Origin of the sequence: Salinigranum sp. (assembly GCF_041641895.1) — an archaeon.
GTDB lineage: Archaea > Halobacteriota > Halobacteria > Halobacteriales > Haloferacaceae > Salinigranum.
Genome location: NZ_JBEPXO010000003.1, coordinates 51,978 through 76,613, shown reverse-complemented (window position 1 = coordinate 76,613; position 24,636 = coordinate 51,978). Strand labels below are relative to the sequence as shown.

Here is a 24,636-nt window from a genome sequence, read left to right as displayed (position 1 = left end):
CCGTCGTCTCGGCCATGCCCCCCACCTCTGGCTCGGGCGTAATCAATCCACAGGGCTGGGCCGGTGGGGGTAACATTGTTAAGGCGTATCGAACAGAGTAGTAGATATGGACATCCGTCAGGCGACTCCCGACGACGTTGCTGAGATTCGACGCGTAGCTCGCGAATCGCTCGCTGAATCGTACGGACACGCCCTCGACGCCGACCTCATCGACTCCGTCATCGAGCGCTGGTACGACACCGACGACCTCGCGGACCACCTCGCCGACGAGGACACTCACTTCGTCGTCGCCGAGGAGGACGGCCGCGTCGTCGGGTTCGTCCAGAGCTACGTCGTCTCCCGACGCGAGGTCGTCGGAGAAATCGACTGGCTCCACGTCGCTCCCGACCACCGCGGGAGAGGCATCGGCGCGGAGTTGCTGGCGGCGCTCGAGGACGAACTCATCGGCGCGAGCGTCGAGCGACTCGAGGGGTCGGTCCTCGTCGCCAACGAGATGGGGACCGGCTTCTACGACGACCACGGCTTCACCGCCGCGGGCGAGCGCAGTATCAACATCGGCGGGAGGGAGTTCGCCGAACGGGTGTACGTGAAGTTCCCCGACCCCGAGGCGTTCGACGGTGACCTCAAGGAGCGGACGGTCAACGGCCGGACGGTGTACGTCACGCACGACGAGACCGTCCGCGGGTCGGACGGCGTCTTCCACGCGATGTACCTCGACACCGACCGCGAGGAGCGGTACGGCTGGGCCTGTTCCTGCGGGAACACCGGCGTCGTGATGGACACCATGGAACGACTCGAGTGCGGCGAGTGTGGGAACCGAAGTAAGGCGACCCGCTGGGACGCGGCGTACCTCTGAGTCGGCGGCGCGACGTCTCCCCTCGCTGAACTCTCCTCTCAGACGGAAGTATCATTCTCGATACCTGGAGGGGAACGTACAAATGTCCGAACGATGACTCGAGTGCATGGCGGGGGGAGCCGTACTGGCAATCGCCGGAGCGAAAGGCGGCGTCGGCAAGACGACGACTAGCATCAATCTCAGCGCCGTCCTGGCGACGGTCGGTCACGACGTGGTACTCGTCGAACTCGACCTCGCGATGGCGAACGTGTGTGACTTCCTCGACCTCGACGTGCGCCTCGAGCACGGCCGGGACCCGACGCTCCACGAGGTGCTGGCGGGGACAGCGAGCGTCGCCGACGCCACCTACGAGGCACCGGGAGGCTTCGACGTCGTTCCGAGCGGGACGAGCCTCCAGGGGTTCGCGAACGCGAACCTCGACGAGACGGCCGCCGTCGTGCGCGAACTGCGGGGCGAGTACGACGTCGTGGTCCTCGACACCGGTGGGGGACTGGGGACCGAGACGATTCTCCCGCTCTCGCTGGCGGACGAGACGGTTCTGGTCTCCTCCCCGCGCGTCGCGTCCGTCCGGGACACGAAGAAGACGCGTGACCTGGTCGAACACGTCGGTGGCACGGCCGCCGGCGTCGTCTTCGTCAGGTCCGGGAGCGGCCGGTCGCCCGGCGTCGACCGCATCGCGGACTTCCTCTCGGTCGAACTGCTCGGGCACGTCCCCGAGGACAGCGCCGTCGCGAGCGCGCAGGACATCGGACGGCCGGTCGTCGTCGCGGACGCAGAGAGCGACGCGGCGGCGGCCTACCGGGCACTCGGGTCGCGCGTCCACGAGCGCGTCGGGACGCTCAAGGCCGAAGCGACCCGTGCCCGCGAGGACGAGGCGACGGACGAGAGCGACGACGTCCCGCTCTCGACCGGTGACGACGCGGACGACGCGGACGGGTTCAACTTCGTCGGAGGACGTGCGGACGACGAGGTGGAGCACCGGTCGGCAGACCCGGACGAGCGTCCAGCGGCGGACGGGGCGGCGGTCGCTCGTGGCGGGACGGAACCCGAGCAGTCCAGACCCGAGGCGCCGTCGCAGCGGCAGAGCGCGCCCACCACCACGACCGCGGTCACGTCGAGTGTGGGGGGTGCGAACGGGACGAGCGCCGGCAGCGCGGCCGACCGGGTGACGGGAACGACCCGGCGACGCGGCGGTGACGACCGCACGACGACGGAGCGGACGAAGGGACGCACCGGGCGGAACGGGGAGCGTCGAGAGCCGGCGGGCGCGACCGACGACGAAATCGCGGAACGACTGGACTCTCTCGACCCCGAGGAGTCGGCGTCCCGCGAGGCCGAGGGGGAGAGTCGACCCGACCGGGACGCCACCGAGGGGTCCGAGTCGTCACCCGAGGACGACTCGTGGCGGTCGAAGCAGTCGGCCACGAAACAGTTCATCGACCGCGCCATCGACCTCGTCGACCGCCGCAGCGGCTGACTCTGGTACCAATTCTGATAACCAAGAGGAAACATACACGTCGTCTGGACGTTCAGGCGAACGCATGCATATGAGCGACGGCGTGGTGTTCGCCGTGGCGGGGTCGAAGGGAGGTGTGGGCAAGACCACGACCAGTATCAACCTCAGCGCCGTCCTGACGGAAGCGGGGTACGACGTGGTGCTCGTCGAGGTGGACCTCGCGATGGCGAACGTCGGTGACTTCCTGGACATCGACGTCGGCCTCGAGGGGGAGGACCCGACGCTCCACGAGGTGCTCGCGGGAACCGCGACGGTGGTGGACGCCACGTACGACTCGCCCTGTGCGTTCGACGTCGTCCCGAGCGGCGCCACGCTCAGGGGGTACGGCGACGCCGACATCGGCCGCCTGTCGGAGGCCCTCTCGACGCTCCGCTTCGCCTACGACGTCGTGGTTCTCGACACGGGTGCCGGGGTGACGACGGAGACGGTTCTCCCCCTCGCAGTCGCCGACGAGACGATTCTGGTCTCCTCCCCGCGCGTTGCGTCCGTCCGGGACACGATGAAGACGCGGGACATCACCCGGCAGGTCGGTGGCACCGTCGCCGGCGTCGTGTTCGTCAGATCCGGAACCGGTCGGTCGCCGGACGTCGACCACATCGCGGACTTCCTCTCGGTCGAACTGCTCGGGCACGTCCCCGAGGACAGCGCCGTCGCGAACGCACAGGACGTCGGACTCCCCGTGGTCGTCGCCGCGAGCGAGAGCGCCGCGGCGGCGGCGTACCGCACGCTCGGCGACCGGGTCGTCGAACGGGTCGAGGCGCTCGGCACGTCGAGTTCGGGGGTGCTCTCGGCCGAGAGCATAGACAGCGACGGGAGCGGCTTCGCGTTCGTCGACAGACCGACCACGGACGACGAGCGGAAGCGCCCGGAACGGGAGACGGAGGCCGACTCCCGGACGACGAACGGCGCGGCGGGCGAACGGACGAACGGACGAGGGGACGGACGGACGAACGGTGCGGCAGGGGAGGTACTGTCGCTGACGCGGACGAACGGTCCGGACCCGGACGCGGTGGCGACGCCGAAGCACGGACCGGACGAACCGGACGACGCTGACGGGGGCGGGGTGGCCGAAGTCGACGTCGGAGGACGTGAGCCCCCCGCGAGCGACGACGGTGCGGCGTCCCCCGACCACGACGACGAGGACCGGTCGCCCGGTCCCGGCGACGCCGACGGTCCGGACGAGACGACGGCCGACGTCGTCGACAGCGTGGAAGCCTCGGACGCGGACGGCCCGGTCGGGACCGTCGAACCTGACGACCGACCGGCGGCGAGCGGCGACGAACGCGGGGGGACGGACGCCGTCGACGCCGCTACCGGGCGAACGGTCGACGAGGCCAGTGGCGTCGACGAGACGGATACGGAGGACACAGCGGACGACGACACGGACGTCGACGACTCCACCGACGAGAACGTGAACGTGGAGGAAGATGCCGACGACGGAGACACAGCCGACGACGTCAGCGAGACACCCAGCGACGGCGGGGAGACGACGGACGGGGACGGGGAAGGCGAGGGGACGGAACCAGCTAATCCGGGCGTCCCTACCGACAGCGAGACGGCGGACGCGAGGACCGAGGCCGAGAACGGAGCACAGCGCGACGCGACGGGAGCACCGCGTTCGGCCCCGAAGCGGTTCCTCGACCGCGCGATGGACCTCGTCGACCGGCGGGACGACTGAGCCTCGTCAGCCCTCGCCGACCATCCGCTCTTCGTCCTCCCACTCCTGCTCGCGGAGTTCGTACTTCTGAATCTTGCCCGTGGCAGTCTTCGGGAGCGTCTTCACGAACTCGACCTCCTTGGGCACCTTGTACGTCGCGATGCGTTCGCGGCAGAACTCGATGAGTTCGGTCTCGGTGGTCCCGGGGTCGTTCGGGTCACCACCCTTCGGGACGACGAACGCCTTCGGGACCTCCCCCCACTCGTCGGAGGGGGCGGGGATGACCGCGACGTCCCCCACGGCGGGGTGGTCGAACAGCGTGTCCTCGAGTTCGAGCGACGAGATGTTCTCCCCGCCGGAGATGATGATGTCCTTCTTGCGGTCCTGGATGATGAGCATCCCGTGTTCGTCCATCGCGGCGAGGTCACCCATGTGGTAGTAGCCCTCGACGCGGTCGCTGAAGGCCTCCTCGGTCGCTTCGGGTTTCTCCCAGTAGCCGTCCATCACCTGGTTGCCGCGGACGACGATTTCGCCGATGGTCGTCCCGTCTCTCGGCACGTCGTTGCCGTCCTCGTCGACGACGCGCACTTCGGTCCCGAGGTAGCCGATCCCCTGCTTCTTCTTGACCGCGAACCGGGAGTCGGAGTCGGGGTCGAACAGCCGTCTCGTGTCGGAGGTGGTGATGAGCGGCCCCGTCTCGGTGGCGCCGTAGACGTGCTTCAGATACCAGCCGAACTCGTCTTCGACGGCGCGGATGGTCGCCTCCGGCGGGGCCGCGCCCGCCGTCGCGACGCGGACCGGGTTCGCGCCCGTGGGCTGGGGGTCGTGTTCCTCGTAGTAGTCCATCAGCCGTTTCAGCACCGTCGGCGCGGCACAGAGGTACGAGACGCCCTCGTCCCGAATCGAGTCGAAGATGTGGCCCGCGTCGACCCCGCGGGTGCAGACGTGTCTGGCGCCCATCCCGGTGACGGCGTAGATGTGGCCCCAGCCGTTCACGTGGAACATCGGGAGCGTCCAGTAGTAGACGTCAGCGTCGGTGATCTCCTGGTGGATGCCCACGAGGTACGCGTGGATGGTCTCCGTACGGTGGGTCCGGCAGACCCCCTTCGGGTCGCCGGTCGTCCCCGAGGTGTAGTTGATGGTGATGATCTCGTCTTCGTGCATCTCGGGGCGCTCGTGCGCGCCGTCCTCGGCGACGAGGTCGTCGAACGAGAGCCAGTCGCCGTCGACCTTCTCGGTGTCGTTCGTGATGAACACCTCCGTCGGCACGTCGTCGCGGATTTGCTCGATCTTGTCCGCGTAGTCGTAGTCGGCGTAGATGGCCTTCACGCCGGCGTCGTTGAGGATGTACTCGAAGTCGCTCGCGACCAGCCGGTAGTTCAGCGGCGTGTGGATAGCGCCACACTCGAAGGAGGCGTAGGCCGCCTCGAGGTGGTAGTGCGTGTTCGGGTCCAGGACGGCCACCCGGTCGCCCTTCTCGATGTCGCGCGCCTGGAGCGCGGCCGCGAACCCGTCGACCCGGTCGCCGAGTTCGGCGTAGGTGTAGCGTTCACCGGTCGTCGCCAGCACCGCCTCCTGGTCGTCGTAATGTCTCCGTGCCCGGTCCAGAAAGTCGGTCACGAGGAGTGGTTTCTCCATACGAGGGACGTTTACGGACGTTCATGAAATAGATTGCGGGCACCTCGTCGCCCCCACGGGACTGGCTGCTCAGTCGTCGAGCGGCGTGTCCGCCTCGTACACCTCGACGGCCTCCGCGGTGACGACGAACCAGTGGTCCCACGCGACGAAAGCGATGACGCGCGCGTCGTCCCCCGCGGCGCTCCGGCGACGGTGCTCGAAGAGTGCGTCCACCGCTTCGACGTCCACGATAGAGGAGAGGGGACGGACTGCCGTGAAGTCGTCGAGGAGTTCCGCAGCGGCACGCAAGACGGCGTCGCTGAGCGACTCGGCCGGAGACACCTCGTACCGCAAGAGAAGCTCCGAATCGGATGGCCGAACGTCGGGAGAAGACACCATCGATGGTGACACTTCTACACAGGGGAAAATAAGGTTACTGGAGTCATACGTAAATCTCCATCGGTATTTCACAAAATCTATACAGTTCGGTTATCGGATATCAATGGTCCCGCGGACGGGCGACGACTGGAAGTATATATCTCTGTGGAGCGCTCGTCGGACCTCTGCGGCGCTCACTACCAGTGGAAACCCTCACGTGAGACACCGGGTCAACCACAAACTACCCAGGAAAGTGTCATATCAGGCGGCGTCGAAGAGAGCGTATGGCACTCTCGGATTACACTGGACTGACACCACAGGCCGAACCCGGCCTGGTCGTCGGCCGTGTCGCACAGCACCATCGCTGGACCATGGACGCCGAGGAGACGGCGACCTGTCCGCACTGCGACGCCGTCCTGGACCTCCACGAACGACACCTCCTCGTGACACTCTCGGAGGAGTCGGAGTATCTCCCGGCCGGGAAGCGCTACCTCTGTGACGAGACGTGTCTCCGCGGCTGGCTCGACGCCGAGTGAGGGGGCTCGCGGAGAAGTCGGCCGGGGAGGAGCGGGTTCGTCGTCGGGGAGCCATCACTGGGACGACGAGCCAACAAAAACGAGCGCGAGCGTGTGCCGACCAGGTCGCTCAGTCGCCCTGGACCTGTTCCTGGATGTCCGCGACGATGTCGGGGTTGCGCAGCGTCGTCGTGTCCCCTAGCTCCTCCTCGTTGGCGATCTGTTCGAGGAGCCGCCGCATGATCTTCCCCGACCGCGTCTTCGGGAGTTCGGGCGTGAAGACTACCTGTTCTGGCCGGGCGATGGGCCCGATGGCGTCCTCGACACCCTCGACGATGGCGTCGCGCATCTCGTCGCCGCCCTCGAAGCCGTCCTCGAGGATGACGTACGCGTAGACGGCCTCGCCCTTGATGTCGTGGTCGCCGCCGACGACGGCCGCCTCGGCGACGCCCTCGACGCCGACGATGGCCGACTCGATCTCCATCGTCCCCAGGCGGTGGCCGGAGACGTTGAGGACGTCGTCGACCCGGCCCAGCACCGTGATGTAGCCCTCGTCGTCGATCTTCGCGCCGTCCTCCGGGAAGTAGACCCAGTCGTCGGGGTCCGAGGAGTCGGTGTCGGAGTACTCGGACCAGTACTCCTGGATGAACCGCTCGTCGTTCTTGTAGAGGGTGCGGAGCATGCCGGGCCACGGCTTCTGCACCGTGAGGTAGCCGGCGCGACCGGCCTCGACCTGCTCGCCCTTCGTGTCGACGATACGCACGTCGAGGCCGGGGAGCGGCGGGCCGGCGCTCCCGGGTTTCATCTTCTTGATGCCCGGCAGGCCCGTGATCATCATCCCGCCCGTCTCGGTCTGCCACCAGGTGTCGACGACGGGGCACGACTCGTCACCGATGTGCTGATAGTACCACTTCCACGCGCGCGGGTTGATGGGTTCGCCGACCGTCCCGAGCAGTCGGAGCGAGGAGAGGTCGTGCCGTTCGGGGAACTCGCTACCCCACTTCATGAACGCCCGGATGGCGGTGGGTGCGGTGTACAGCTGCGTCGCCTCGTAGTCCTCGATGATCTGCCAGAGGCGGTCGCGTTCGGGGTAGTCCGGCGTCCCCTCGTACATCATCGTCGTCGTCCCGAGCGAGAGGGGACCGTAGACGATGTACGAGTGGCCGGTGATCCAGCCAATGTCGGCCGAGCAGAAGTACGTGTCCTCGGGTTTGATGTCCAGCACCGCCTGCGAGGTCCACGTCGCCCACGCGAGGTAACCGGCGGTGGTGTGCTTCACGCCCTTCGGCTTGCCCGTCGTCCCCGAGGTGTACATGAGGAAGAGCATGTCCTCGGCGTCGCGTTCGACGGGAGCGACCTCCGCGCCCTCCTGGTCGGCGACGAGGTCGTCGTAGCTGTGCTGGTTGTCGGCGAAGTCGTGGCCGAAGTCGTCGCCGTCCATCAGGCGCTCGGCGACGACGCACCCCGCGACGTCGTGCTCGACGCCCTCGAGACCCTCGTTCGCCTTCGCCAGGTGGTCGAGCGGGTCGCCGCGGCGGTAGTAGCCGTCACACGTGACGAGGTACTCCGAGTCGGCGGAGTTCATCCGGGTCGCGAGCGCGTCGGCGGAGAACCCGGCGAACACCACCGAGTGCGGTGCGCCGATACGTGCACACGCCAGCATGGCGATAGGTAACTCGGGGATCATCGGCATGTACATCGTGACGACGTCCCCCTCGCCGACACCCATCTCCTGCAGTGCGGCCGCGAACTCGTTGACCTCGCGGTGCAGTTCCTCGTAGGTGTACGTGACGTTGTCCTCGTCGACCGGTTCGCCGACCCACTCGATGGCCGCCTCGTCGCCGCGCTGGTCAAGGTGACGGTCCAGGCAGTTGTGCGAGACGTTCAGCTTCCCGTTGGTGAACCACTCGTAGAACGGGGGGTTCGAGTCGTCCAGGACCTGGTCGTAGCCCTCGTACCAGTCGAGGAGGTCGGCCGCCGCCTCCCAGCAGTCGGGCCACTCCTCTTCGAACTCGTCGTAGATGTCAGGGTCGGAGACGTTCGCCTGCTCCACGAACGCTTCCGGCGGTTCGAACTCCTCCTGCTCAGCCAGCCGTGCCTCGAGTTCCGCGTCACCTTCTGACATAGCTCACTAGGGAGGTTCCGAATCATCCATGATAAACTATTGGTTTCCAGTCCACTGAGATATGCGAGATAGTCGCAAGCACGTCGGAGGCGCCGACGCCGACGGGGTCGCCCGGTTAGACCAGACCGACCGTCTCGCGGTACTGGCCGTACTGCGCCTCGAACACTTCCATGATCTCACCCATCGTCGCGTACGCCTTCACCGCGTCGACGAGCGCGGGCATCACGTTCTCCTCGGCCTCGACGGCCTCGCGGACGGCGTCGAGTGCCTCCTCGACCGCCGCCTCGTTGCGCTCGGCTTTCACCGATTCGAGCCGGCCGAGCTGGCGCTCTTGGACCTCCTCGGAGACGTGGAGCAGGTCGGGTCGGGTGTCCTCGTCCATGGTGTACTTGTTGACGCCGACGACGACTTCCTCGCCCTCTTCGACCCGTTCCTGGTACTCGTACGACGCGTCCTGAATCTCGCGGTGGAAGTAGCCCTCCGAGATGCCTTCGAGCACGCCGTCGCGCACCGACCCGTCTCCCATCTCGCGAATCTCCTCGATGTAGGCCATCGCCTCGGCCTCCACCTCCTCGGTGAGCGACTCGACGAAGAACGACCCGCCGAGGGGGTCGATGACGTCCGCCGCGCCGCTCTCCTCGGCGATAATCTGCTGAGTACGCAGCGCGACGCGAACGGCCTCCTCGCCCGGCAGTGCGAGCGCCTCGTCGTAGGAGTTCGTGTGGAGGCTCTGGGTCCCGCCGAGGACGCCAGCGAGCGCCTGGATGGTCACGCGGACGATGTTGTTGAGCGGTTGCTGTGCCGTGAGCGACTGCCCGGCCGTCTGGGTGTGGAACTTCATCCGCTTCGACTCCGGTCGCTCCGCGTCGTACCACTCGTCCATCACCCGGGCGTAGATGCGCCGCCCCGCGCGGAACTTCGCCACCTCCTCGAAGATGGAGTTGTGCGAGTTGAAGAAGAACGACAGCTGCGGTGCGAACTCGTCGACGTCCAGACCCCGGTCGATGGCGTCTTCGACGTAGGCGAAGCCGTCGGCGAGCGTGAACGCGAGTTCCTGCACCGCGGTGGACCCGGCCTCGCGGATGTGGTAGCCCGAGATGGAGATGGGGCTGAACTTCGGCGTCTCCTGCGCGGCGAACTCCACCGTGTCCGTCACGAGTTTCAGCGAGGGGCCGGGCGGGATGACCCACTCCTTCTGTGCGATGAACTCCTTCAGCATGTCGTTCTGGAGGGTGCCGTCGACCTCCTCGCGGGGGACGCCGCGCTGGTCCGCGAGTGCCACGTACATCGCGTAGATTACCGGGGCGGAGGGGTTGATGGTGAACGACGTGGTCACGTCGGCGATGTCGATGCCGTCGAAGAGGACTTCCATGTCGCGGAGCGTGTCGACGGCGACGCCCTCCTTGCCCACCTCTCCGTCCGAGAGGGGGTCGTCGGAGTCTTTCCCCATCAGCGAGGGCATGTCGAACGCCGTCGACAGGCCGGTCTGACCGTGTTCGATGAGGTAGTGGAAGCGCTCGTTCGTCTCCTGTGCGGTGCCGAACCCGGCGAACTGTCGCATCGTCCACGTCCGGCCGCGGTACATCGTCGCGTACGGCCCGCGCGTGTAGGGGAACTCACCGGGGAACCCGAGGTCCTCCTGGTAGTCGATGTCGGCCACGTCGGCGGGGGTGTACAGGTCGTCGACAGGGTGGTTCGAGACCGTCGCGAAGCGCTCTTTCCGTTCGCCGAAGCGGTCGAGGACGGGGTCGCGCGTCTCTGCTTCCCACGTCTCGCGCGCCTCACGAATCTCGTCGAGGTCCTCCTCGTCGTACATGCACGGATTTACCGAGGGACGATGATTAAGGATTCGGGTCCGGCCGGCCGGTCGCTGGCGTCGACGCCCCGCCGTCGCCGCGACGGGACGCCCGGGGTGTCTGGCTCGTTCCCGGAGGTTGGGAACGAGGAGAATTGATTAGCCGGCGCAAGACCAATCGTACACGAGATGTGTGACCACGCGGAGTCTTCGGTCCCCAGACGGACGGTCCTCGGTGGAGCGGCGACGCTCGGTATCACCGCTCTCGCCGGGTGCAGCGCCCTCTCCAGTGACCGTGACGGTGGCGGTGGCGGTGGCGACGCACCCGCACCCATCACCCTCACGCAGGAACACAGCTGCGACGTCTGTGGCATGGTCATCCCGAACCACCCCGGCCCGTCCACCGAGATATTCTACCCGGGCCGCGAACCCGCGGGGCACGAAAACCCCGCCCGGTTCGACAGCACCTGGGAGGCGTACCAGTTCGACTTCGAGCGTCGCGACGAGGGCTGGGAGGCGGCCGCGTTCTACGTCACCGACTACTCGTCGGTCGACTACCGGACGTTCACCGAGGCGGGCGACACCCTCATCTCGACGCACCCCGAGGCCGAGGCGTTCGTCTCGGCCGAGGCGGTCACGTACGTCGTCGGGAGCGCGGTGAAGGGCGCGATGGGGCGAGACCTCGTCGGGTTCAGCGACCGCGGTGACGCCGAGTCGTTCCGCGACGAGCACGGCGGACAGCTGATGCGTCACGGCGACGTGACGCCCGCGACCATCGCGAGCCTGGGACAGTGACCGACCGGCGAGAGCCCACGACACCATGACGTTCGTCACTCCGCGAGCGGTGCGAGTCGCGGCGGCCCTGCTCCTCGCCGTCCTCGTCGTCTCCAGCGGCGCCTTCGCGCTCGGTCCGGCGCCCGGCGACCAGCTCCGCCCGGTCTCGTTCGACCGGACGCTCAAGACGGGGATGACCTACGTCGACGTCAACCGCGCCGAGACGGAGGACTTCCACATCCCGCGCGCGGAGGTGTACTTCTCGCAGTACCGCTTCGTCGTCGGCTACTACGGCGTCGAGACGGCCGCCGGCGAAGTCGCGTCACCCGAGGCGAGAGCGGGCTTCGGCGACCCCCTCGCCGTGTTCGTCTCGGACTTCTCGACGGTCACGCCCGTCCTCTCCGAGGAGGGGTACCTCCGGACGGCGCGTGGACGGGCGGTCGGGTGGACCCGCGCGGAAGAGGCCGCGTTCGTCGTCGACAGCGGGGCACGCGCGCCGAGCCGTGAACTCGCGGTTCCCTTCGCCGGCCGGGCAGACGCCGTCGCGTTCAGCCAGCGGTACGGCGGCCGGGTCGTCGACTGGGAGACGCTGCGGCGGACGGCGGAGAACCCCCTCGACCGCCGTCGGGAGCGGTTCGAGGCCCGCATCGCCGCCGACCACGCGTGGGCCGACGGCGTCGCCGCCGACGCCCGCGCCCTGCTGGACCGCCCCACCTCGGTCGTCGTCGGCCGGGACGCACCGACGCTTGCGGCCGCCATCGAGGCGGCACCGCCGAACACGACGGTTCGGCTCCCGCCGGGCACCTACCCCGTGACGAACCTCTCCGTCGAGAAGCCGGTGACGCTCGCAGGTGCGGGGAACGCGACGGTGCTCCGGGGCGACGGCACCGACTCCGTGCTGGCGCTTCGGCACCCCCGCGTCGCGGTGTCGTCGCTCCGCATCGACGGCGTCGGACCGAACGGGACCCAGCGGCGGCCCCACGGTGAGAACCTCACCGAGGCGGACTGGTCGCGCGTGGTCGAGTTCGCGTACGGCCAGGGCGACGCCGGCGTCGTCCTGCACCGCGCGAACGGGTCGGTCGTCCACGACGTCACGGTCGACACGCCGGCCAGCGGTGTCATCGTCCGCTTCTCCGACCGGGCGGCGGTGCTCAACTCGCGGGTGGAGGGGACCGACGAACCACGCGAGGGGTTCATGGGCGTCGTCCTGATGCAGTCGCGGGCGCTCGTCGAGGGGTCGACGTTCGTCGGCGGCCGCGACGGGGTCTACACCCACCGCGCCGACGGCTTCGTCGTCCGCGACAACCAGATGCGCGGGGAGCGGTACGGCGTCCACTTCATGTACACCTCCCGTGGACTGGTCGCGAACAACACCATCCGGGATACGCGGGCGGGCGTCATCATCATGACCCGGCCGGTCGAGAACGTCGTCGTGGGCAACGACGTCCGCGACTCCGAGTACGGCTTCATCCCCGTCGGTAGCGACAGCTACTACGCGCGGAACGTGCTGGTCGACAACGGCCACGGCCTCTCGGTGTCGGGGCACCGGTCGGTGTACGAGGAGAACGTGGTCGCGGGCAACGGCATCGGCGTCCGCGCCACGTCCCTGTTTCCGACGAACTGGGTCGTCCGGAACGACTTCGTCGCCAACGACCGGCAGGTCGAGACGGGCCGCGGCCCCCTGCGGACGTGGTCTCGTGGCGGCGAGGGCAACTACTGGGGGTCGCTCCCGATTCCCGACGCCGACGGCGACGGGACGCTCGACCGCCCCTACCGGCCGACCGGTCCGGTCGACGGAGCGCTCCGCGACCACCCGGCGGCGTGGACTGTCTCGCAGGCCCCCTCGGCGGTTGCGCTCCGCGCCGTCGAGACGGACGTCTCCGGCCTCCGCTCGGCGGGCGTCGTCGACCAGTCGCCGCGCGCGATACCGGTCTTCCCCGACACCGTCGCGAACGCGACCGGGGAGGTGGACGGATGACCGGCACCGACGCCGAGACGGAGCGGGTCCGTCCGGAAGACGCGCGGGACGGGCAGGCGGCGCCGACAGACGGCCGTGAGCCGGACGGGTCGTCCGACCCCGGCGCGGCGGTGCGCGTGGCCGACCTCCACCGCGGGTTCGGAGAGGTGACCGTCGTCGACGGCGTCTCGTTCGAGGTCGACCCCGGCACGCTGGTGAGTCTCGTCGGTCCCAACGGCTCGGGGAAGTCGACGCTCCTCCGGGTCGTCGCGGGCGTCCTCGCCGCCGAGAGCGGCCGGGTCGACGTCGCCGCCCGCGGCGTCCGACCGGTCGGCTACCTCCCCCAGCAGCCGTCGTTCCGTCCGGGCTTCTCCGTCGCGGACACGCTCCGCTTCTACGCGGACCTGCTCGGTCCCGAGGCGGCCGCGGAGGTCGACGTCGACGCGGTGCTCGACCAGGTCGGTCTCGCCGGGGTCCGCGGCCGCGACGTCGAGGCGCTCTCCGGCGGGATGACGCGCCTGCTCGGCCTCGCGCAGGCCCTCCTCGGCGACCCGTCGGTCCTCGTCCTCGACGAACCCGCGAGCGGTCTCGACCCCGCCATCTCGGCGCACATCTTCGAGACGGTCCGTGCGCTCGCAGACGGCGGACGGGCGGTGCTTCTGGCCTCGCACGACCTCGTCTCCGTCGAACGGACCGCGGACCGGGTGCTCGTCCTCGACCGCGGGACGTTCGTCGCCGACGGGTCGCCGGACGAACTGGTTCGGGCGGCCGACGCGGACGGCCTCGTCGACGTCTTCCTCGACGCCGTCTCCGGCGAGGGGGGCGATAGCGAGGGACAGGGACCGACGGTCCGGACCGGACTCGAGACGGGCCGCGACGGGGGTGAGAGGCAGTGAGCTTCCTCGCGCGCAGCGGCCGCGCACGCGCACTGGCTGTCGCCGCACGGGACCTCCGGACCGTCGTCCGGACCTGGTCCGTCCTCGCGCTCGGGGCCGTCGTCTTCCTCACGCTGGTCGGCGTCGTCGTCGCCGGGAGCGGCGCGGGTGGGTTCGTCCCCCTCGCGCTCGACCTGCTGTTCGCCGTCGAGGTGCTCGTCCCGCTGTTCGCCTTCGCGGCGGGCTACCGGGCGGCACTCGACGACCGCGCCTCCGGCGAACTGGAGGCCATCCGGACCTACCCGCTCACCCGCGCGGAGTACGTCCTCGGCGCGTACCTCGGGCGGGCGGTGTTCGTCGCGAGCGTCCTCGTCGTCACCCTCGTCGTCGCCGGCGTCGTCGGCGCGACGCTCGCGCCCGGTCGGACGGACATCATCGCGGCGAACGAAGCGGCCGACTCGCTCTGGCTGTTCGTCCGCTTCACCGTCCTCACGGTCGTCTTCGGCCTCGTCACGCTCGCCGTCGCGGTGGCCGTCTCCACGGCCGCACGGAGCGTCAGGCAGGCGCTCGCCGTCGTCGTCGCGCTCGCCGTGGCGTTCCTCGTCGGCATCGACGCGGGCGTCGTCGCGGGACTGGCGGGCGGCCTCTCGCCGGAGGTGCTCCCGGTGACCGTCGCGCTCTCCCCGGCGAGCGCGTTCCGCGGACTCGTCCTCGACCTGGTCGTCGGCGCGGTGAGCGGCCGCGACGCAGGGAGCACGCTCCCCGGACTCGTCGGGTTCGTCGGCTGGTTCTGTGGGTCGCTCGTCGTCGCCGTCGTGACCGTCTGGGAGTGAGGCGGGACGCAGTCGTCCCCCGGACGCGCGGTGGAGAGAGAAAACGCCGGGGAGGGGGGTCGGCCGCGTCAGCCGAAGTTCTCGACTTTCGGGTCGCCCTCGTGTCCCAGTTCCGCCAGCGCGTCTCGCGCCCGGTCGACGAAGTCGGCGAACCCGTAGACGAACACCTGCTCGTCGTCGTGGCCACGGAGCGCGTCGCGGAGGTGGACCACCAGGTCGGCGTCGGCGTCGTCCATGAGGACCGTCGCCCCCACCGCGGCGAGTTCCTCCAGCCGCGTCTCGTGGGCAGGGTCGTCGTCAAGGTAGACGACGGCGACGTCGTTGCCGTCGGCGAGTGCGCGCTCGCCGATGCCCACGGCCGGACCGACGCCGGGGCCGCCAGCGAGTACGACGACCCGCGACTCGCCCTCGTAGTGGTCCGAGCCGAACGGCCCCTGCATCTCCAGCGTGTCGCCCGGTTCGAGCGCGGCGAGGCGGTGTGAGAACGGGCCGCCCTCCTCGCTGACCCCGACGGTGACCTCGAAGGTGTCCTCGACGTCCGGGGAGGAGAGCGTGTAGAAGCGCGCGTACTCCTCGCCGTCGACGACACCGGCGAGTTTCACGAACTGGCCGGGCATCGCCCTGAACTCCGCGGGCGTCTCGAACTCGATGGCGACGGTGTCCGAGCCGACGTCGTGGACCGAGACGACGGTGACAGTGGCGTCCATACGTCACGTGGCACCGCGCGAGGGAAAAGCGCCTCGTTCGCCCCGGGGAGTCACCCGGTGCGTGGTACGTCTAGACGTGCCATATGAGGGCTGTCGCGCCCGTTCGCACGGTCTTTCACGTTCTTACATACCCCTTTCAGAAGCCTTTTCATGGGGCGCTGGGTACGAATTCGTAGCATGCCTGCGGACTTCAACTGGGCCATCGGCGGCGAGGCTGGCGATGGCATCGACTCCACGGGGAAGATCTTCGCCCAGGCACTCTCACGGGCTGGACGACACGTCTTCACCTCGAAGGATTTCGCGTCACGTATCCGCGGCGGGTACACGGCGTACAAGGTGCGGACAGGCGTCGAACCGGTCCAGAGTGTCGTTGACCGACTGGACGTTCTCATCGCGCTCACACCGCGCACCATCGACGAGAACCTCGACGAACTGCACGACGGGAGCGTCATCGTCTACGACGGCGAGCGTACCACGATGCAGGACGTCGAAATCCCGGAGGGGATGATCGGGCTGGACGTCCCCCTCAAGGGACTCGCCGAGGAGGCCGGGGGAGCCATCATGCGCAACGTGGTCGCGCTGGGCGCCGCCTGTGCCGTCGCGAACTTCCCCATCGAGAACCTCGACTCCGCCCTCCAGAAACGCTTCGGCGGCAAGGGGCAGGCCATCGTCGACAACAACAAACAGGCCGCGCGCAAGGGTCGCTCGTACGTCGAAGAGGAGTTCGGCCACGACTTCGACTACGACCTCGAGACCACCGACGAGGACTACGTCCTCCTGAACGGCGACGAAGCCATCGGGATGGGTGCCATCGCCGCCGGCTGTCGGTTCTACGCGGGCTACCCAATCACGCCCGCGACCGACGTCATGGAGTACCTCACGGGGCGCATCGAGCAGTTCGGGGGACACGTCGTCCAGGCGGAGGACGAACTCTCCGCCATCAACATGGCGCTCGGTGCGGCACGGGCCGGTGCCCGCTCGATGACCGCGACGTCGGGGCCGGGAATCGACCTCATGGCCGAGACGTTCGGACTTATCGCGACGAGCGAGACGCCGCTCGTCATCTGTGACGTGATGCGGTCGGGTCCCTCGACGGGGATGCCGACGAAGCAGGAGCAGGGCGACCTCAACATGGCGCTGTTCGGCGGCCACGGCGAGATTCCCCGGTTCGTCCTCGCGCCCACCTCGGTCTCGGAGTGCTTCTGGAAGACGGTCGAGGCGTTCAACCTCGCCGAGAAGTACAACACGCCCGTCTATCTGCTGTCGGACCTGGCGCTCGCCGTGACGGAGCAGACGTTCCCGCCCGAGGCGTTCGACATGGACGCCGTCGAAATCGACCGCGGGAAACTCGTCGACGAGGAGACCGTCGAGGAGTGGCAGAACGAGAAGGGCCAGTTCAGGGCGCACGCGCTCACCGAGGACGGCGTCAGTCCGCGGGCGGCACCCGGAACCCCGGGCGGCGCACACATGTCCACAGGACTGGAGCACGACGAACTCGGCCGGCGGACGGAGGACACCGGGATGCGCGTCGAACAGGTCGACAAGCGCAACCGGAAGGTACAGACCGCCCGCGAGACCGAGGACTGGAGTCCCCGGGAGTTCGGCGACGCCGACTCGAAGAACCTCGTCATCTCGTGGGGCTCGAACGAGGGGGCGATGGAGGAGGCCATCGCCTTCCTCGAGGACGAGGGAATCGACGTCCGGTTCCTCTCGGTCCCGTACATCTTCCCGCGGCCCGACCTCTCCGAAGAGGTCGCGGCGGCGGACACCGTCATCGTGGTCGAGTGTAACGCCAACGGCCAGTTCGCCGACCTCGTCGAGCACGACACGCTGACGCGCGTCGACCGCGTCAACAAGTACAACGGCGTTCGATTCAAGGCGGACGAACTCGCCGAGGATATCAAAGCGGCCCTCGCGGCCGACCAAGAGGTCGAAGCGTAACCATGAGCTCAGACGTCAGATTCACCGACTTCAAGTCGGACAAACAGCCGACGTGGTGTCCCGGGTGCGGTGACTTCGGGACGATGAACGGGATGATGAAAGCACTCGCCGAGACCGGCAACCACCCCGACGAGACGTTCATCGTCGCGGGTATCGGCTGCTCGGGCAAAATCGGGACGTACATGCACTCGTACGCCATCCACGGCGTCCACGGGCGCGCGCTCCCGGTCGGGACGGGCGTCAAACTCGCCAACCCCGACCTCGAAGTGATGGTCGCCGGGGGCGACGGCGACGGCTACTCCATCGGCGCGGGCCACTTCGTCCACGCCGTCCGCCGGAACGTCGACATGTCGTACATCGTCATGGACAACCGCATCTACGGGCTGACGAAGGGGCAGGCCTCGCCCACCTCCCGCGAGGACTTCGAGACGGCGACCACCCCGGAGGGGCCACAGCAGCCACCGGTCAACCCCCTCGCCCTCTCGCTGGCGGCCGGTGGGACGTTCATCGCCCAGTCGTTCTCGACGGACGCGAAGCGCCACGCCGAACTCGTCCAGCAGGCCATCGAACACGACGGCTTCGGCTTCGTCAACGTCTTCTCCCCCTGTGTGACGTTCAACGACGTCGACACGTACGACTACTTCCGCGACAACCTGGTTGACCTCGCCGACACCGACCACGACTCCACCGACCGGGACCAGGCGAAGGACAAGATTCTCGACTCCTCGAAGGAGTACATGGGCATCCTCTACCAGAACGAGGAGTCGGTCCCGTACGAGGAGAAGCACGGCCTCGGCGACAACATGAGCGAAATCGAGGACGGCGCGCCCGAAGGCGCGATGGACCTCGTCCGCGAGTTCTACTGAGCGGGCGTCGCGGCCCCGACGACTCCGTGGCTGTTTCGGACGGCGGTTCGGGTCACTGACTGCCGCGTCGCTTCACCGACGGCGGGAGCGGACCGTCGGTCAGGCCGCGTCGACGTCGGCGGCTGCTTCGTGTTCGATTGCCTCCATCAGCGCCGCGATGGTCTCGGCCTCGTCCACGTCGTCGCCGTGGACGCCCATCGCGAAGACGACGTCGTCGCCGTGTTCGACGGCCATCAGGTGGACGAGGAGCGTCCGGGTCGCTCCGGCCGCACTCGCGCTCTCGGTTCCCGTCGTGGGAGTCGCGGTCCCCACGTCCATCACCGCCGCGGTGTCGACTCGGACCGTCGCGGCGTAGGTGACCACCTCGACGGTCCGACCGAGGACGGTCCGGTTCTGGACGCCCCGTTCCTCGAGTCGGCCCACCTCGGTGACGTCGGCGCTCACGCCGTCGACGAGGCTGCCGGTGGCGTTGTCGGCCGTGGCGACCACCTCGAACAGTTCCGCGACGACCCCGCGGTTCGACAGTTGTGCGAAGGGGTTGACAGACTGGTTCTCTATCTTCCGGTTCGGCGAACTCACGACGAGCAGTGCGGCCGTGGCGTTCGCTCCGGACGCGTCGGTGACGGTCCGCGAGTACCCCGAGACCCAGACGTAGACGGTGACGTCGCGGGAGACCGGCCCCACCCCGACCGGGTAGGTGAGCGGGACTTCGGTGGTGTTGCCGTGGACGTACCCAGCGGGCACGAGCGCCGCATCCGGGACCGTCGCCGGGCCCGAGCGCATCTCCACGAGCGTCCCCGTACAGCCAGCCACGACCACGAGGAGAGCGGCGAACGGGAGGTGGAGGCCACGCATGGTTCAGGTACGTACGTCTCCCGAGAGCATCATCGTTTCCGTCCAGTAACGGAGTCGTCAGTCGGGTCGACGCGGAAGCGACACGCTGGCTGACGGACCGACGGCGTATCGGCGGCGCAGCGACGGTGCGTGGTGCCTCGGCGACGTGTCGGCGACGCGCCGAGCGTCCGCTTCCCGACTACTCGACCGGTTCGACCCGGAGACGGTACCGGGCGCCACAGTCGAGACATCGGGCGTCGTCGAATTCGAGGAGCGCCGTGACGAGAACCTCCCCGAACTCACAGTTCGGGCAGTCGTAGACGAGCGAGTCGCCCGCGATGCGGTGTGCGACGGCGTTGGTGTTGTCCGCGGAGAGTTCGACCATGTGTGCCACCCACGAGGAATGACACCACATACCACAATAGCTCTATCGCCGCGCGGCCTGGACGCGTCGTCTCGAGGCCGAGACACGGAGTCGCGTCGGTCAGTTCCGGAAGCGCTCTGCAATCAACTGCTTGACCGTCGAGGCGTCCTCGAGTTTGAGGAGTTTCAACAGCGCCCAGACGTTGCCTCGGTTCACCTCGTTCAACGTCTCCGGAGGAGCCTGGTTCAGGTCGCGTATCAGCGTATCGTAGCGCTCGTTCGGCGCGAGATACAGCAGTTCGGTCATCAACAGACGCGTCCGCATCTTCGGGGCGACCTCCGTGTGCCAGAGGTGGTCGTACAGCGCCATCTCCGCCGCGGAGGTGTCTTTCTCGTCCGGGGTGAGACAGTAATCGACGGTGATGGCCGCCGCGCGCGCGGACTTCATCCCTTTGTGGATGCCCTCTCCCCAGAGCGGGTCGATGGTCGGCACCGTGTCGCCGATGGCCATGAAGTTGTCCGTGCTGAGTCCGGTCGGCATCTGGATGTGCGCCGAACCGCGGTGCTGTTTACCTTCGAGCTTCGTCGCATCGGCGAAGCGCGGGTCCCTCTCGAGCCAGTAGTCGAGATAGCCGTCGATGGTCATGCCGTCCTTGCCGTACTCGTGGTGGGCGTCGTTCTGGATGTAACAGAGGCCGACCTTCGCCGTGTCGCCACCGGTGTGGAAGATCCACGAGTAGCCGCCGGGGGCGAGGTCGTGGTCGAGGCGGAGCATCATCGCGTCGTGCAGGTCGGCGTAGCCGGGGTGGTCGAGGTCGATCCCCTCGAACTCGTACTCGACCCCGATGGCCTGCTTCTCGCGCTGGAGGTCGACGACGTCCAGCGCGCGGGCGAGCGGGGCGGCCGGCCCGGTGGCGTCGACGACGACGTCGGCGTACACCTCCTCGTCGCCGTTGTAGCGGACGCCGACGATTTCGCCGTTCTCGACGACCGGGCCGGAGACGCGCGCGTCGAACCGGTACGTCGCACCGTTGTCCTTCCCGTCCCGGACCAGGAACCGCTTGAAGTCGGCGAACTCCAGGACGGCACCCGTCTGCTCTCGGGCGTACGAGTGGTTGGGCGACTCTAGGACGATGCTGTCGGTGAACTGCATCACGACGTCGTCTGGCACGTTGAACGACGTCAGCATCGAGGGGAAAGTCCCCCCGGTGGACTTGTTGCTCTGCTTCGGGAACGCCGCTTCGGCCTCAGTCTCCAGAACGAGCACGTCGTAGTCTCTCGTGGCAAGGTCTCGTGCACACTGTGCGCCCGCCGGTCCGGCACCGGCGATTACCACGTCGAAACGCTCGTTCATACTCCACGCAGTTGCCTCCGATTAATCAGTGTTCCTTTATCTTCCGTGGAGTGACGAGCGGGCCCCACCGGCGGGTGAGTGCCACGCCAGCGGGGGACTGGTCGAGGTGGAGAGCCGGCACGACTGGGGGGTTTCGCAACCCGCTTCGGTCCCCGCTCCCTCCTCTCGACGATGACACGAACGACCGGGAGCGCCGCCGCCCCGCTCACGAACGGCATGCCCGTGCTCGGCCTCGGCACCTGGCAGAACACCGACCCCGAGGAGTGCCGAACCGCCGTCAGGGAGGCGCTGGAGACGGGCTACCGCCACGTCGACACCGCCCAGGCGTACGACAACGAGACGGCAGTCGGCGAGGGTATCGCCGCCGCCGACGTTCCCCGCGAGGACGTCTTCCTCGCGACGAAGGTGTGGACCGCGAACCTCGCGTTCGACGACGTGCTCTCGACGACCCGGGCGTCGCTGGACCGTCTCGGCGTCGACTCGCTCGACCTGCTGTACGTCCACTGGCCCACGGGCCAGTACGACCCCGAGGAGACGCTCGCGGCGTTCGACGAACTGTCCGACGAGGGGATCGTCGAGCGCGTCGGCGTCTCGAACTTCGGTCCGCAGCACCTCGAAGAGGCAGTCGACGTCCTCGACGCCCCCGTCTTCGCCAACCAGGTCGAACTCCACCCGCTCCTGCCGCAGGAGGAACTCAGAACGGCGTGTGCGGCCCACGACGTCGAAGTCGTCGCCTACTCCCCCCTGGCGAGAGGCGCGGTGTTCGACGTCCCCCTCCTGCAGGAACTGGCCAACGACTACGACACCAGTCCGGCGGGCGTCTCCCTCGCGTGGCTCCGCGCGAAGGGCGTCACGGCCATCCCGAAGGCAACCGCCACGGCACACATCCGCGACAACTGGGAGTCGCTCGGAGTGACGCTCGACGACGCGGACGTCGCGCGCATCGACGCACTCGAGACCCGGGACCGCCGCGTCGACCCCGACTGGGCCCCCTGGAACTGAGTCGCGGTGGGGACGGCGAGGCGTAACGGCTTAGTCTCGTACGTCCCGAACTCCGGTATGGAGTTCGACCTCGGAAAGACCGTGCTGGTGTTCGCCGCGATTGTCGCCGTCGGGACCGCTGCGCTCGTCGCCGCACCCATGATGACCCCGACCACCGTGGTGATGATGGTGACGCCCTCGATGATCGTCTTCGGCGCAATCTGTCTCGCGCTCGGCGTGAAGCACGGCGAGTACCGCAGTCGGGGCGCGCGGTGAGGCCTCTCCTCGACGGGTAGCAGTCGGTATCAGGCGTCCGCGTCTTCTCCCCCGCCCGCGTCGACGGCGTCGAGTCCGTCGTCGGTCACCCGGACGGCGACGCGGACGCCGACGAGCGAGACGACGATTCCGACGACGATGAACAGCGCGAGCCGTTGCGTCGCGGTGAGCAACAGTCGGTCGAACAGGACCAGGTTGGGGAGGACGCCCTCGCGCTCGAGGAAGTAGCCGGAGAAGCCCCGGACGACGAGGCCGAGCGCGACTACCCCGAACGGGAGGTTCAGGTACGGAGTCCGGACGCCCTCGGCGCTGATGAGTTCGTCGAGGAGACGGCCGGCGCTGGCAGTGAGTGCCGCGAGCGCGAGCCACGGCACCGCGGCGTAGGTGAACTGCATCGCCGGGAGGAGCACCGTCTCCCCGACGGGGGCGTTCGAGACGGACAGCGCGCCGAGGAAGACGCCGACGAGCGAGAGCCCCGCGCTCACGACGTACGTCACGACCGACACCTGTCCGGAGTACATCGCCGCCCGGGCCCGGTCGGGGAGGTCAGCGAGCAGTTCGTCGACGGCGAGTCCCTTGTACAGGAGCACCGCCCCCAGGAGCGAGGCGAGTCCCGCCAGCGCGATGGTCGGGGAGAACTGGGTCAGGAGAACGGGGAGCAAGAGCAGGCCGATGCCCGTCGGTACCAGCAGCGTCGTCCGGAGTTCCTCGTCCGCGAGGAACTGCTTCAGGAGGTAGTACGTCGATTCGAGGTCGTGCGCCTGCCGGACGACCACCCGGTCGACGGCGTCGACGGGCAGACGGGACTCGACGACGGGGACCAGCCGTTCGTCCTGGACGCTGTCGATGACCACCACGGCGGAGTCGGGGCTGTACTCCTCGACGAGGCGGTCGAGTTGTGCGGCGACCGAACGGTCCGCGCCGACGATGGAGTCGCCGCCGCCGGCGACGACGGCCACGACCGCCTCGTCGTCGTCGTCGCGGAGTTCGCGGGCGACGCGCAGCGTCTCGAGCAGGCAGTTGACGCTCGAATCCTCGGGGTCGGCGAGGCCCACCTCCGTCACGAGCGACTGGACGGCCTCCCAGCCGACAACCGGCGTCGTGAGCCCCGTCTTCCGGCCGACGTCGTCGGTCCGGTCGACACACAGGACGAGCGTCGTCACACGCGAGGGGACGTGTGGGGCGGGTAAAACAGTCCCGGTCACTCACTGGATTCGTCGAGTGGGGGCCGAGACGGCGACGAGGGTGGGTCGGGAGAACGCCCGCTACCGACGAGCGGGCGACAACCGAACCGGACGCCTCGTCTCGTCGTCGTCCACACTCGACCACCGCGACACACGTCCACGGCGCTCGTCGCGAGCGACGCCACCGGGACAACAGTCACGTCGTTCGCTCCCCTCGTCGACACCCATGAACCGCCGAACCGTCACGAGCGGCACCGAGTGGGAACCGCGCGTCGGCTACTCGCGGGCCGTCCGCGTCGGCGACCGAATCTGTGTCTCGGGCACGACGGCGACGGACGAGGAGGGAGCGGTCGTCGCCGTCGGCGACCCCTACGGCCAGGCGCGGCGCGCGATGGAGAACGTCGTCTCGGCCGTCGAGGAAGCGGGCGGGACGGTGGGAGACGTCGTCCGTACCCGGATGTACGTCGTCGACATCGACGAGTGGGAGGACGTGGGGCGCGCACACGCCGCGGTGTTCGGCGACGTCCGCCCGGCCACGTCGATGGTGGAGGTGTCGCGACTCGTCGACCCCGACCTCCTCGTGGAGGTGGAGGCCGAGGCCGTCGTCGGCAGCGACCGATGACTACTTGCCCCGGAGCAACCGTGTCAGTGACCGGATGCCGACCAGCCGGGGCGTTCGCTCGCGGTACGCCACGTACGCGTCACCGTACTGCCGGCGTAGCCACGATTCCTCGATCAGTGTCATGAGGACCATCCACCCGACGCCGCCCGCGGCGAGGACCGCGACCAGTGGTGATAACGTGAACACCGAGTAGCCAGCGAACGCAACCATGTAGCCGACGTACTGTGGGTTCCGACTGTACCGATACGGGCCGTCGGTGTAGAGTTCCCCGACCTCTCCCCGGGTCAGGTCGGCACCGAGTGCGGACGCCGACCTGACCGTCACCAGCATTCCGACCACGAAGGCGAAGAGGCCGCCGAGTGCGACAGGGTTCCACAGGAGAGGGCCGTTGCTCCAGTCCAACACGCCGGTCACCAGTATTGCCACGAACAGCGTCTGCGAACAGAGCGTGTAGAGACGAGTCCAAGCGCTCCCTTCTTCGGGTGGCCAGAAGTGGAACGTCTCGAACAACTTGTGCGACACCAGTCCTGTCAGTACGACACTGGCACTCAGGAGACCAGCCGCGAACGTCACGTAGCGGAACATACGGTACTCGCCGTTCGCGTTGAGC

23 protein-coding genes are annotated in these 24,636 nt (G+C 68.3%); 13 read left to right on the top strand and 10 right to left on the bottom strand.

Annotated features, from left to right (window positions below; translation table 11 throughout):
• Positions 1–106 precede the first annotated feature (106 nt).
• The 3 genes from ACESK5_RS01245 (at position 107) to ACESK5_RS01235 (ending at position 4,050) form a co-directional block, all read left to right on the top strand.
• Complete coding sequence (locus ACESK5_RS01245; RefSeq protein WP_372909719.1) at positions 107–856, top strand: GNAT family N-acetyltransferase; 750 nt, start codon at positions 107–109, stop codon at positions 854–856.
• A gap of 106 nt (positions 857–962) precedes the next feature.
• Complete coding sequence (locus tag ACESK5_RS01240; protein ID WP_372909718.1) at positions 963–2,333, top strand: AAA family ATPase; 1,371 nt, start codon at positions 963–965, stop codon at positions 2,331–2,333.
• A 64-nt stretch (positions 2,334–2,397) separates the two neighbouring features.
• Positions 2,398–4,050, top strand: a complete 1,653-nt coding sequence (locus ACESK5_RS01235; RefSeq protein ID WP_372909717.1) for an AAA family ATPase — start codon at positions 2,398–2,400, stop codon at positions 4,048–4,050.
• Positions 4,051–4,056: 6 nt separating this feature from the next.
• On the opposite strand, the gene ACESK5_RS01230 is transcribed toward ACESK5_RS01235, so the two are convergent.
• The gene (locus ACESK5_RS01230) at positions 4,057–5,667 is read right to left on the bottom strand and encodes a long-chain-fatty-acid--CoA ligase (protein ID WP_372909716.1); all 1,611 of its coding nucleotides are present in this window, start codon (positions 5,665–5,667) and stop codon (positions 4,057–4,059) included.
• Between the two features lie 69 nt (positions 5,668–5,736).
• A complete protein-coding gene (locus ACESK5_RS01225) occupies positions 5,737–6,045 on the bottom strand; it encodes a HalOD1 output domain-containing protein (protein WP_372909714.1) in 309 nt (102 codons plus the stop codon).
• Between the two features lie 263 nt (positions 6,046–6,308).
• On the opposite strand from ACESK5_RS01225, the gene ACESK5_RS01220 reads away from it, so the two are divergent.
• The gene (locus ACESK5_RS01220; RefSeq protein WP_372909712.1) at positions 6,309–6,560 is read left to right on the top strand and encodes a hypothetical protein; all 252 of its coding nucleotides are present in this window, start codon (positions 6,309–6,311) and stop codon (positions 6,558–6,560) included.
• A 109-nt stretch (positions 6,561–6,669) separates the two neighbouring features.
• On the opposite strand, the gene acs is transcribed toward ACESK5_RS01220, so the two are convergent.
• Positions 6,670–8,664, bottom strand: coding sequence for an acetate--CoA ligase (gene acs / locus ACESK5_RS01215; protein ID WP_372909711.1), 1,995 nt, complete (start codon positions 8,662–8,664; stop codon positions 6,670–6,672).
• Positions 8,665–8,779: 115 nt separating this feature from the next.
• Positions 8,780–10,480, bottom strand: a complete 1,701-nt coding sequence (locus ACESK5_RS01210; protein ID WP_372909710.1) for a methylmalonyl-CoA mutase family protein — start codon at positions 10,478–10,480, stop codon at positions 8,780–8,782.
• 168 nt (positions 10,481–10,648) lie between these two features.
• On the opposite strand from ACESK5_RS01210, the gene ACESK5_RS01205 reads away from it, so the two are divergent.
• Genes ACESK5_RS01205 through ACESK5_RS01190 form a run of 4 tightly spaced genes read left to right on the top strand, consistent with a single transcriptional unit; the run spans position 10,649 to position 14,898 of the window.
• On the top strand, positions 10,649–11,254 hold the full coding sequence (locus tag ACESK5_RS01205) for a nitrous oxide reductase accessory protein NosL (protein WP_372909709.1): 606 nt from the start codon (positions 10,649–10,651) through the stop codon (positions 11,252–11,254).
• Between the two features lie 25 nt (positions 11,255–11,279).
• Entirely contained in the window at positions 11,280–13,211 is a 1,932-nt protein-coding gene (locus tag ACESK5_RS01200) for a NosD domain-containing protein (protein WP_372909708.1), read from the top strand.
• Positions 13,208–14,086: an ABC transporter ATP-binding protein gene (locus tag ACESK5_RS01195; RefSeq protein WP_372909707.1), complete on the top strand. Its 879-nt coding sequence runs from the start codon at positions 13,208–13,210 to the stop codon at positions 14,084–14,086. The genes ACESK5_RS01200 and ACESK5_RS01195 overlap by 4 nt, the downstream gene beginning before the upstream one ends.
• Positions 14,083–14,898 (top strand): ABC transporter permease subunit, encoded by an 816-nt coding sequence (locus ACESK5_RS01190; RefSeq protein WP_372909706.1) that lies wholly within the window; start codon positions 14,083–14,085, stop codon positions 14,896–14,898. Before ACESK5_RS01195 ends, ACESK5_RS01190 begins: the two co-directional genes overlap by 4 nt.
• Positions 14,899–14,966: 68 nt before the next feature.
• Here ACESK5_RS01190 and ACESK5_RS01185 read toward each other — a convergent pair whose 3' ends face one another.
• Positions 14,967–15,605, bottom strand: coding sequence for an FAD-dependent oxidoreductase (locus ACESK5_RS01185; protein WP_372909705.1), 639 nt, complete (start codon positions 15,603–15,605; stop codon positions 14,967–14,969).
• Positions 15,606–15,782: 177 nt separating this feature from the next.
• Between ACESK5_RS01185 and ACESK5_RS01180 the strand changes: the two genes are divergently transcribed.
• Both ACESK5_RS01180 and ACESK5_RS01175 read left to right on the top strand, forming a co-directional pair.
• Positions 15,783–17,546: a 2-oxoacid:acceptor oxidoreductase subunit alpha gene (locus ACESK5_RS01180; protein ID WP_372909704.1), complete on the top strand. Its 1,764-nt coding sequence runs from the start codon at positions 15,783–15,785 to the stop codon at positions 17,544–17,546.
• Between the two features lie 2 nt (positions 17,547–17,548).
• A complete protein-coding gene (locus ACESK5_RS01175) occupies positions 17,549–18,412 on the top strand; it encodes a 2-oxoacid:ferredoxin oxidoreductase subunit beta (RefSeq protein ID WP_372909703.1) in 864 nt (287 codons plus the stop codon).
• 99 nt (positions 18,413–18,511) lie between these two features.
• Here the strand turns inward: ACESK5_RS01175 and ACESK5_RS01170 are convergent, their stop codons facing one another.
• From ACESK5_RS01170 to ACESK5_RS01160, 3 genes are all read right to left on the bottom strand, one after another.
• Positions 18,512–19,267 (bottom strand): DUF6517 family protein, encoded by a 756-nt coding sequence (locus ACESK5_RS01170; RefSeq protein WP_372909702.1) that lies wholly within the window; start codon positions 19,265–19,267, stop codon positions 18,512–18,514.
• Positions 19,268–19,445: 178 nt separating this feature from the next.
• Complete coding sequence (locus tag ACESK5_RS01165) at positions 19,446–19,631, bottom strand: hypothetical protein (RefSeq protein WP_372909701.1); 186 nt, start codon at positions 19,629–19,631, stop codon at positions 19,446–19,448.
• A gap of 99 nt (positions 19,632–19,730) precedes the next feature.
• Entirely contained in the window at positions 19,731–20,963 is a 1,233-nt protein-coding gene (locus ACESK5_RS01160; RefSeq protein WP_372909700.1) for a digeranylgeranylglycerophospholipid reductase, read from the bottom strand.
• Positions 20,964–21,134: 171 nt separating this feature from the next.
• Here ACESK5_RS01160 and ACESK5_RS01155 point away from each other — a divergent pair, with 171 nt between their 5' ends.
• Together ACESK5_RS01155 and ACESK5_RS01150 are read left to right on the top strand one after the other, a co-directional pair.
• A complete protein-coding gene (locus ACESK5_RS01155) occupies positions 21,135–21,965 on the top strand; it encodes an aldo/keto reductase (protein WP_372909699.1) in 831 nt (276 codons plus the stop codon).
• Between the two features lie 57 nt (positions 21,966–22,022).
• On the top strand, positions 22,023–22,220 hold the full coding sequence (locus ACESK5_RS01150) for a hypothetical protein (protein ID WP_372909698.1): 198 nt from the start codon (positions 22,023–22,025) through the stop codon (positions 22,218–22,220).
• Positions 22,221–22,249: 29 nt separating this feature from the next.
• Here ACESK5_RS01150 and ACESK5_RS01145 read toward each other — a convergent pair whose 3' ends face one another.
• Positions 22,250–23,383, bottom strand: coding sequence for a DUF373 family protein (locus ACESK5_RS01145; RefSeq protein ID WP_372909697.1), 1,134 nt, complete (start codon positions 23,381–23,383; stop codon positions 22,250–22,252).
• Between the two features lie 247 nt (positions 23,384–23,630).
• Between ACESK5_RS01145 and ACESK5_RS01140 the strand changes: the two genes are divergently transcribed.
• Positions 23,631–24,026, top strand: a complete 396-nt coding sequence (locus tag ACESK5_RS01140) for a RidA family protein (protein WP_372909696.1) — start codon at positions 23,631–23,633, stop codon at positions 24,024–24,026.
• Here the strand turns inward: ACESK5_RS01140 and ACESK5_RS01135 are convergent, their stop codons facing one another.
• Positions 24,027–24,611: an isoprenylcysteine carboxylmethyltransferase family protein gene (locus ACESK5_RS01135; RefSeq protein WP_372909695.1), complete on the bottom strand. Its 585-nt coding sequence runs from the start codon at positions 24,609–24,611 to the stop codon at positions 24,027–24,029.
• Positions 24,612–24,636 lie beyond the last annotated feature (25 nt).

Coding starts and splice junctions, on each gene's coding strand:
- ACESK5_RS01245 (WP_372909719.1), top strand. CDS start 107: ATGGACATCCGTCAGGCGACTCCCGACGACGTTGCTGAGATTCGACGC.
- ACESK5_RS01240 (WP_372909718.1), top strand. CDS start 963: ATGGCGGGGGGAGCCGTACTGGCAATCGCCGGAGCGAAAGGCGGCGTC.
- ACESK5_RS01235 (WP_372909717.1), top strand. CDS start 2,398: ATGCATATGAGCGACGGCGTGGTGTTCGCCGTGGCGGGGTCGAAGGGA.
- ACESK5_RS01230 (WP_372909716.1), bottom strand. CDS start 5,667: ATGGAGAAACCACTCCTCGTGACCGACTTTCTGGACCGGGCACGGAGA.
- ACESK5_RS01225 (WP_372909714.1), bottom strand. CDS start 6,045: ATGGTGTCTTCTCCCGACGTTCGGCCATCCGATTCGGAGCTTCTCTTG.
- ACESK5_RS01220 (WP_372909712.1), top strand. CDS start 6,309: ATGGCACTCTCGGATTACACTGGACTGACACCACAGGCCGAACCCGGC.
- acs (WP_372909711.1), bottom strand. CDS start 8,664: ATGTCAGAAGGTGACGCGGAACTCGAGGCACGGCTGGCTGAGCAGGAG.
- ACESK5_RS01210 (WP_372909710.1), bottom strand. CDS start 10,480: ATGTACGACGAGGAGGACCTCGACGAGATTCGTGAGGCGCGCGAGACG.
- ACESK5_RS01205 (WP_372909709.1), top strand. CDS start 10,649: ATGTGTGACCACGCGGAGTCTTCGGTCCCCAGACGGACGGTCCTCGGT.
- ACESK5_RS01200 (WP_372909708.1), top strand. CDS start 11,280: ATGACGTTCGTCACTCCGCGAGCGGTGCGAGTCGCGGCGGCCCTGCTC.
- ACESK5_RS01195 (WP_372909707.1), top strand. CDS start 13,208: ATGACCGGCACCGACGCCGAGACGGAGCGGGTCCGTCCGGAAGACGCG.
- ACESK5_RS01185 (WP_372909705.1), bottom strand. CDS start 15,605: ATGGACGCCACTGTCACCGTCGTCTCGGTCCACGACGTCGGCTCGGAC.
- ACESK5_RS01180 (WP_372909704.1), top strand. CDS start 15,783: ATGCCTGCGGACTTCAACTGGGCCATCGGCGGCGAGGCTGGCGATGGC.
- ACESK5_RS01175 (WP_372909703.1), top strand. CDS start 17,549: ATGAGCTCAGACGTCAGATTCACCGACTTCAAGTCGGACAAACAGCCG.
- ACESK5_RS01170 (WP_372909702.1), bottom strand. CDS start 19,267: ATGCGTGGCCTCCACCTCCCGTTCGCCGCTCTCCTCGTGGTCGTGGCT.
- ACESK5_RS01165 (WP_372909701.1), bottom strand. CDS start 19,631: ATGGTCGAACTCTCCGCGGACAACACCAACGCCGTCGCACACCGCATC.
- ACESK5_RS01160 (WP_372909700.1), bottom strand. CDS start 20,963: ATGAACGAGCGTTTCGACGTGGTAATCGCCGGTGCCGGACCGGCGGGC.
- ACESK5_RS01155 (WP_372909699.1), top strand. CDS start 21,135: ATGACACGAACGACCGGGAGCGCCGCCGCCCCGCTCACGAACGGCATG.
- ACESK5_RS01150 (WP_372909698.1), top strand. CDS start 22,023: ATGGAGTTCGACCTCGGAAAGACCGTGCTGGTGTTCGCCGCGATTGTC.
- ACESK5_RS01140 (WP_372909696.1), top strand. CDS start 23,631: ATGAACCGCCGAACCGTCACGAGCGGCACCGAGTGGGAACCGCGCGTC.
- ACESK5_RS01135 (WP_372909695.1), bottom strand. CDS start 24,611: ATGTTCCGCTACGTGACGTTCGCGGCTGGTCTCCTGAGTGCCAGTGTC.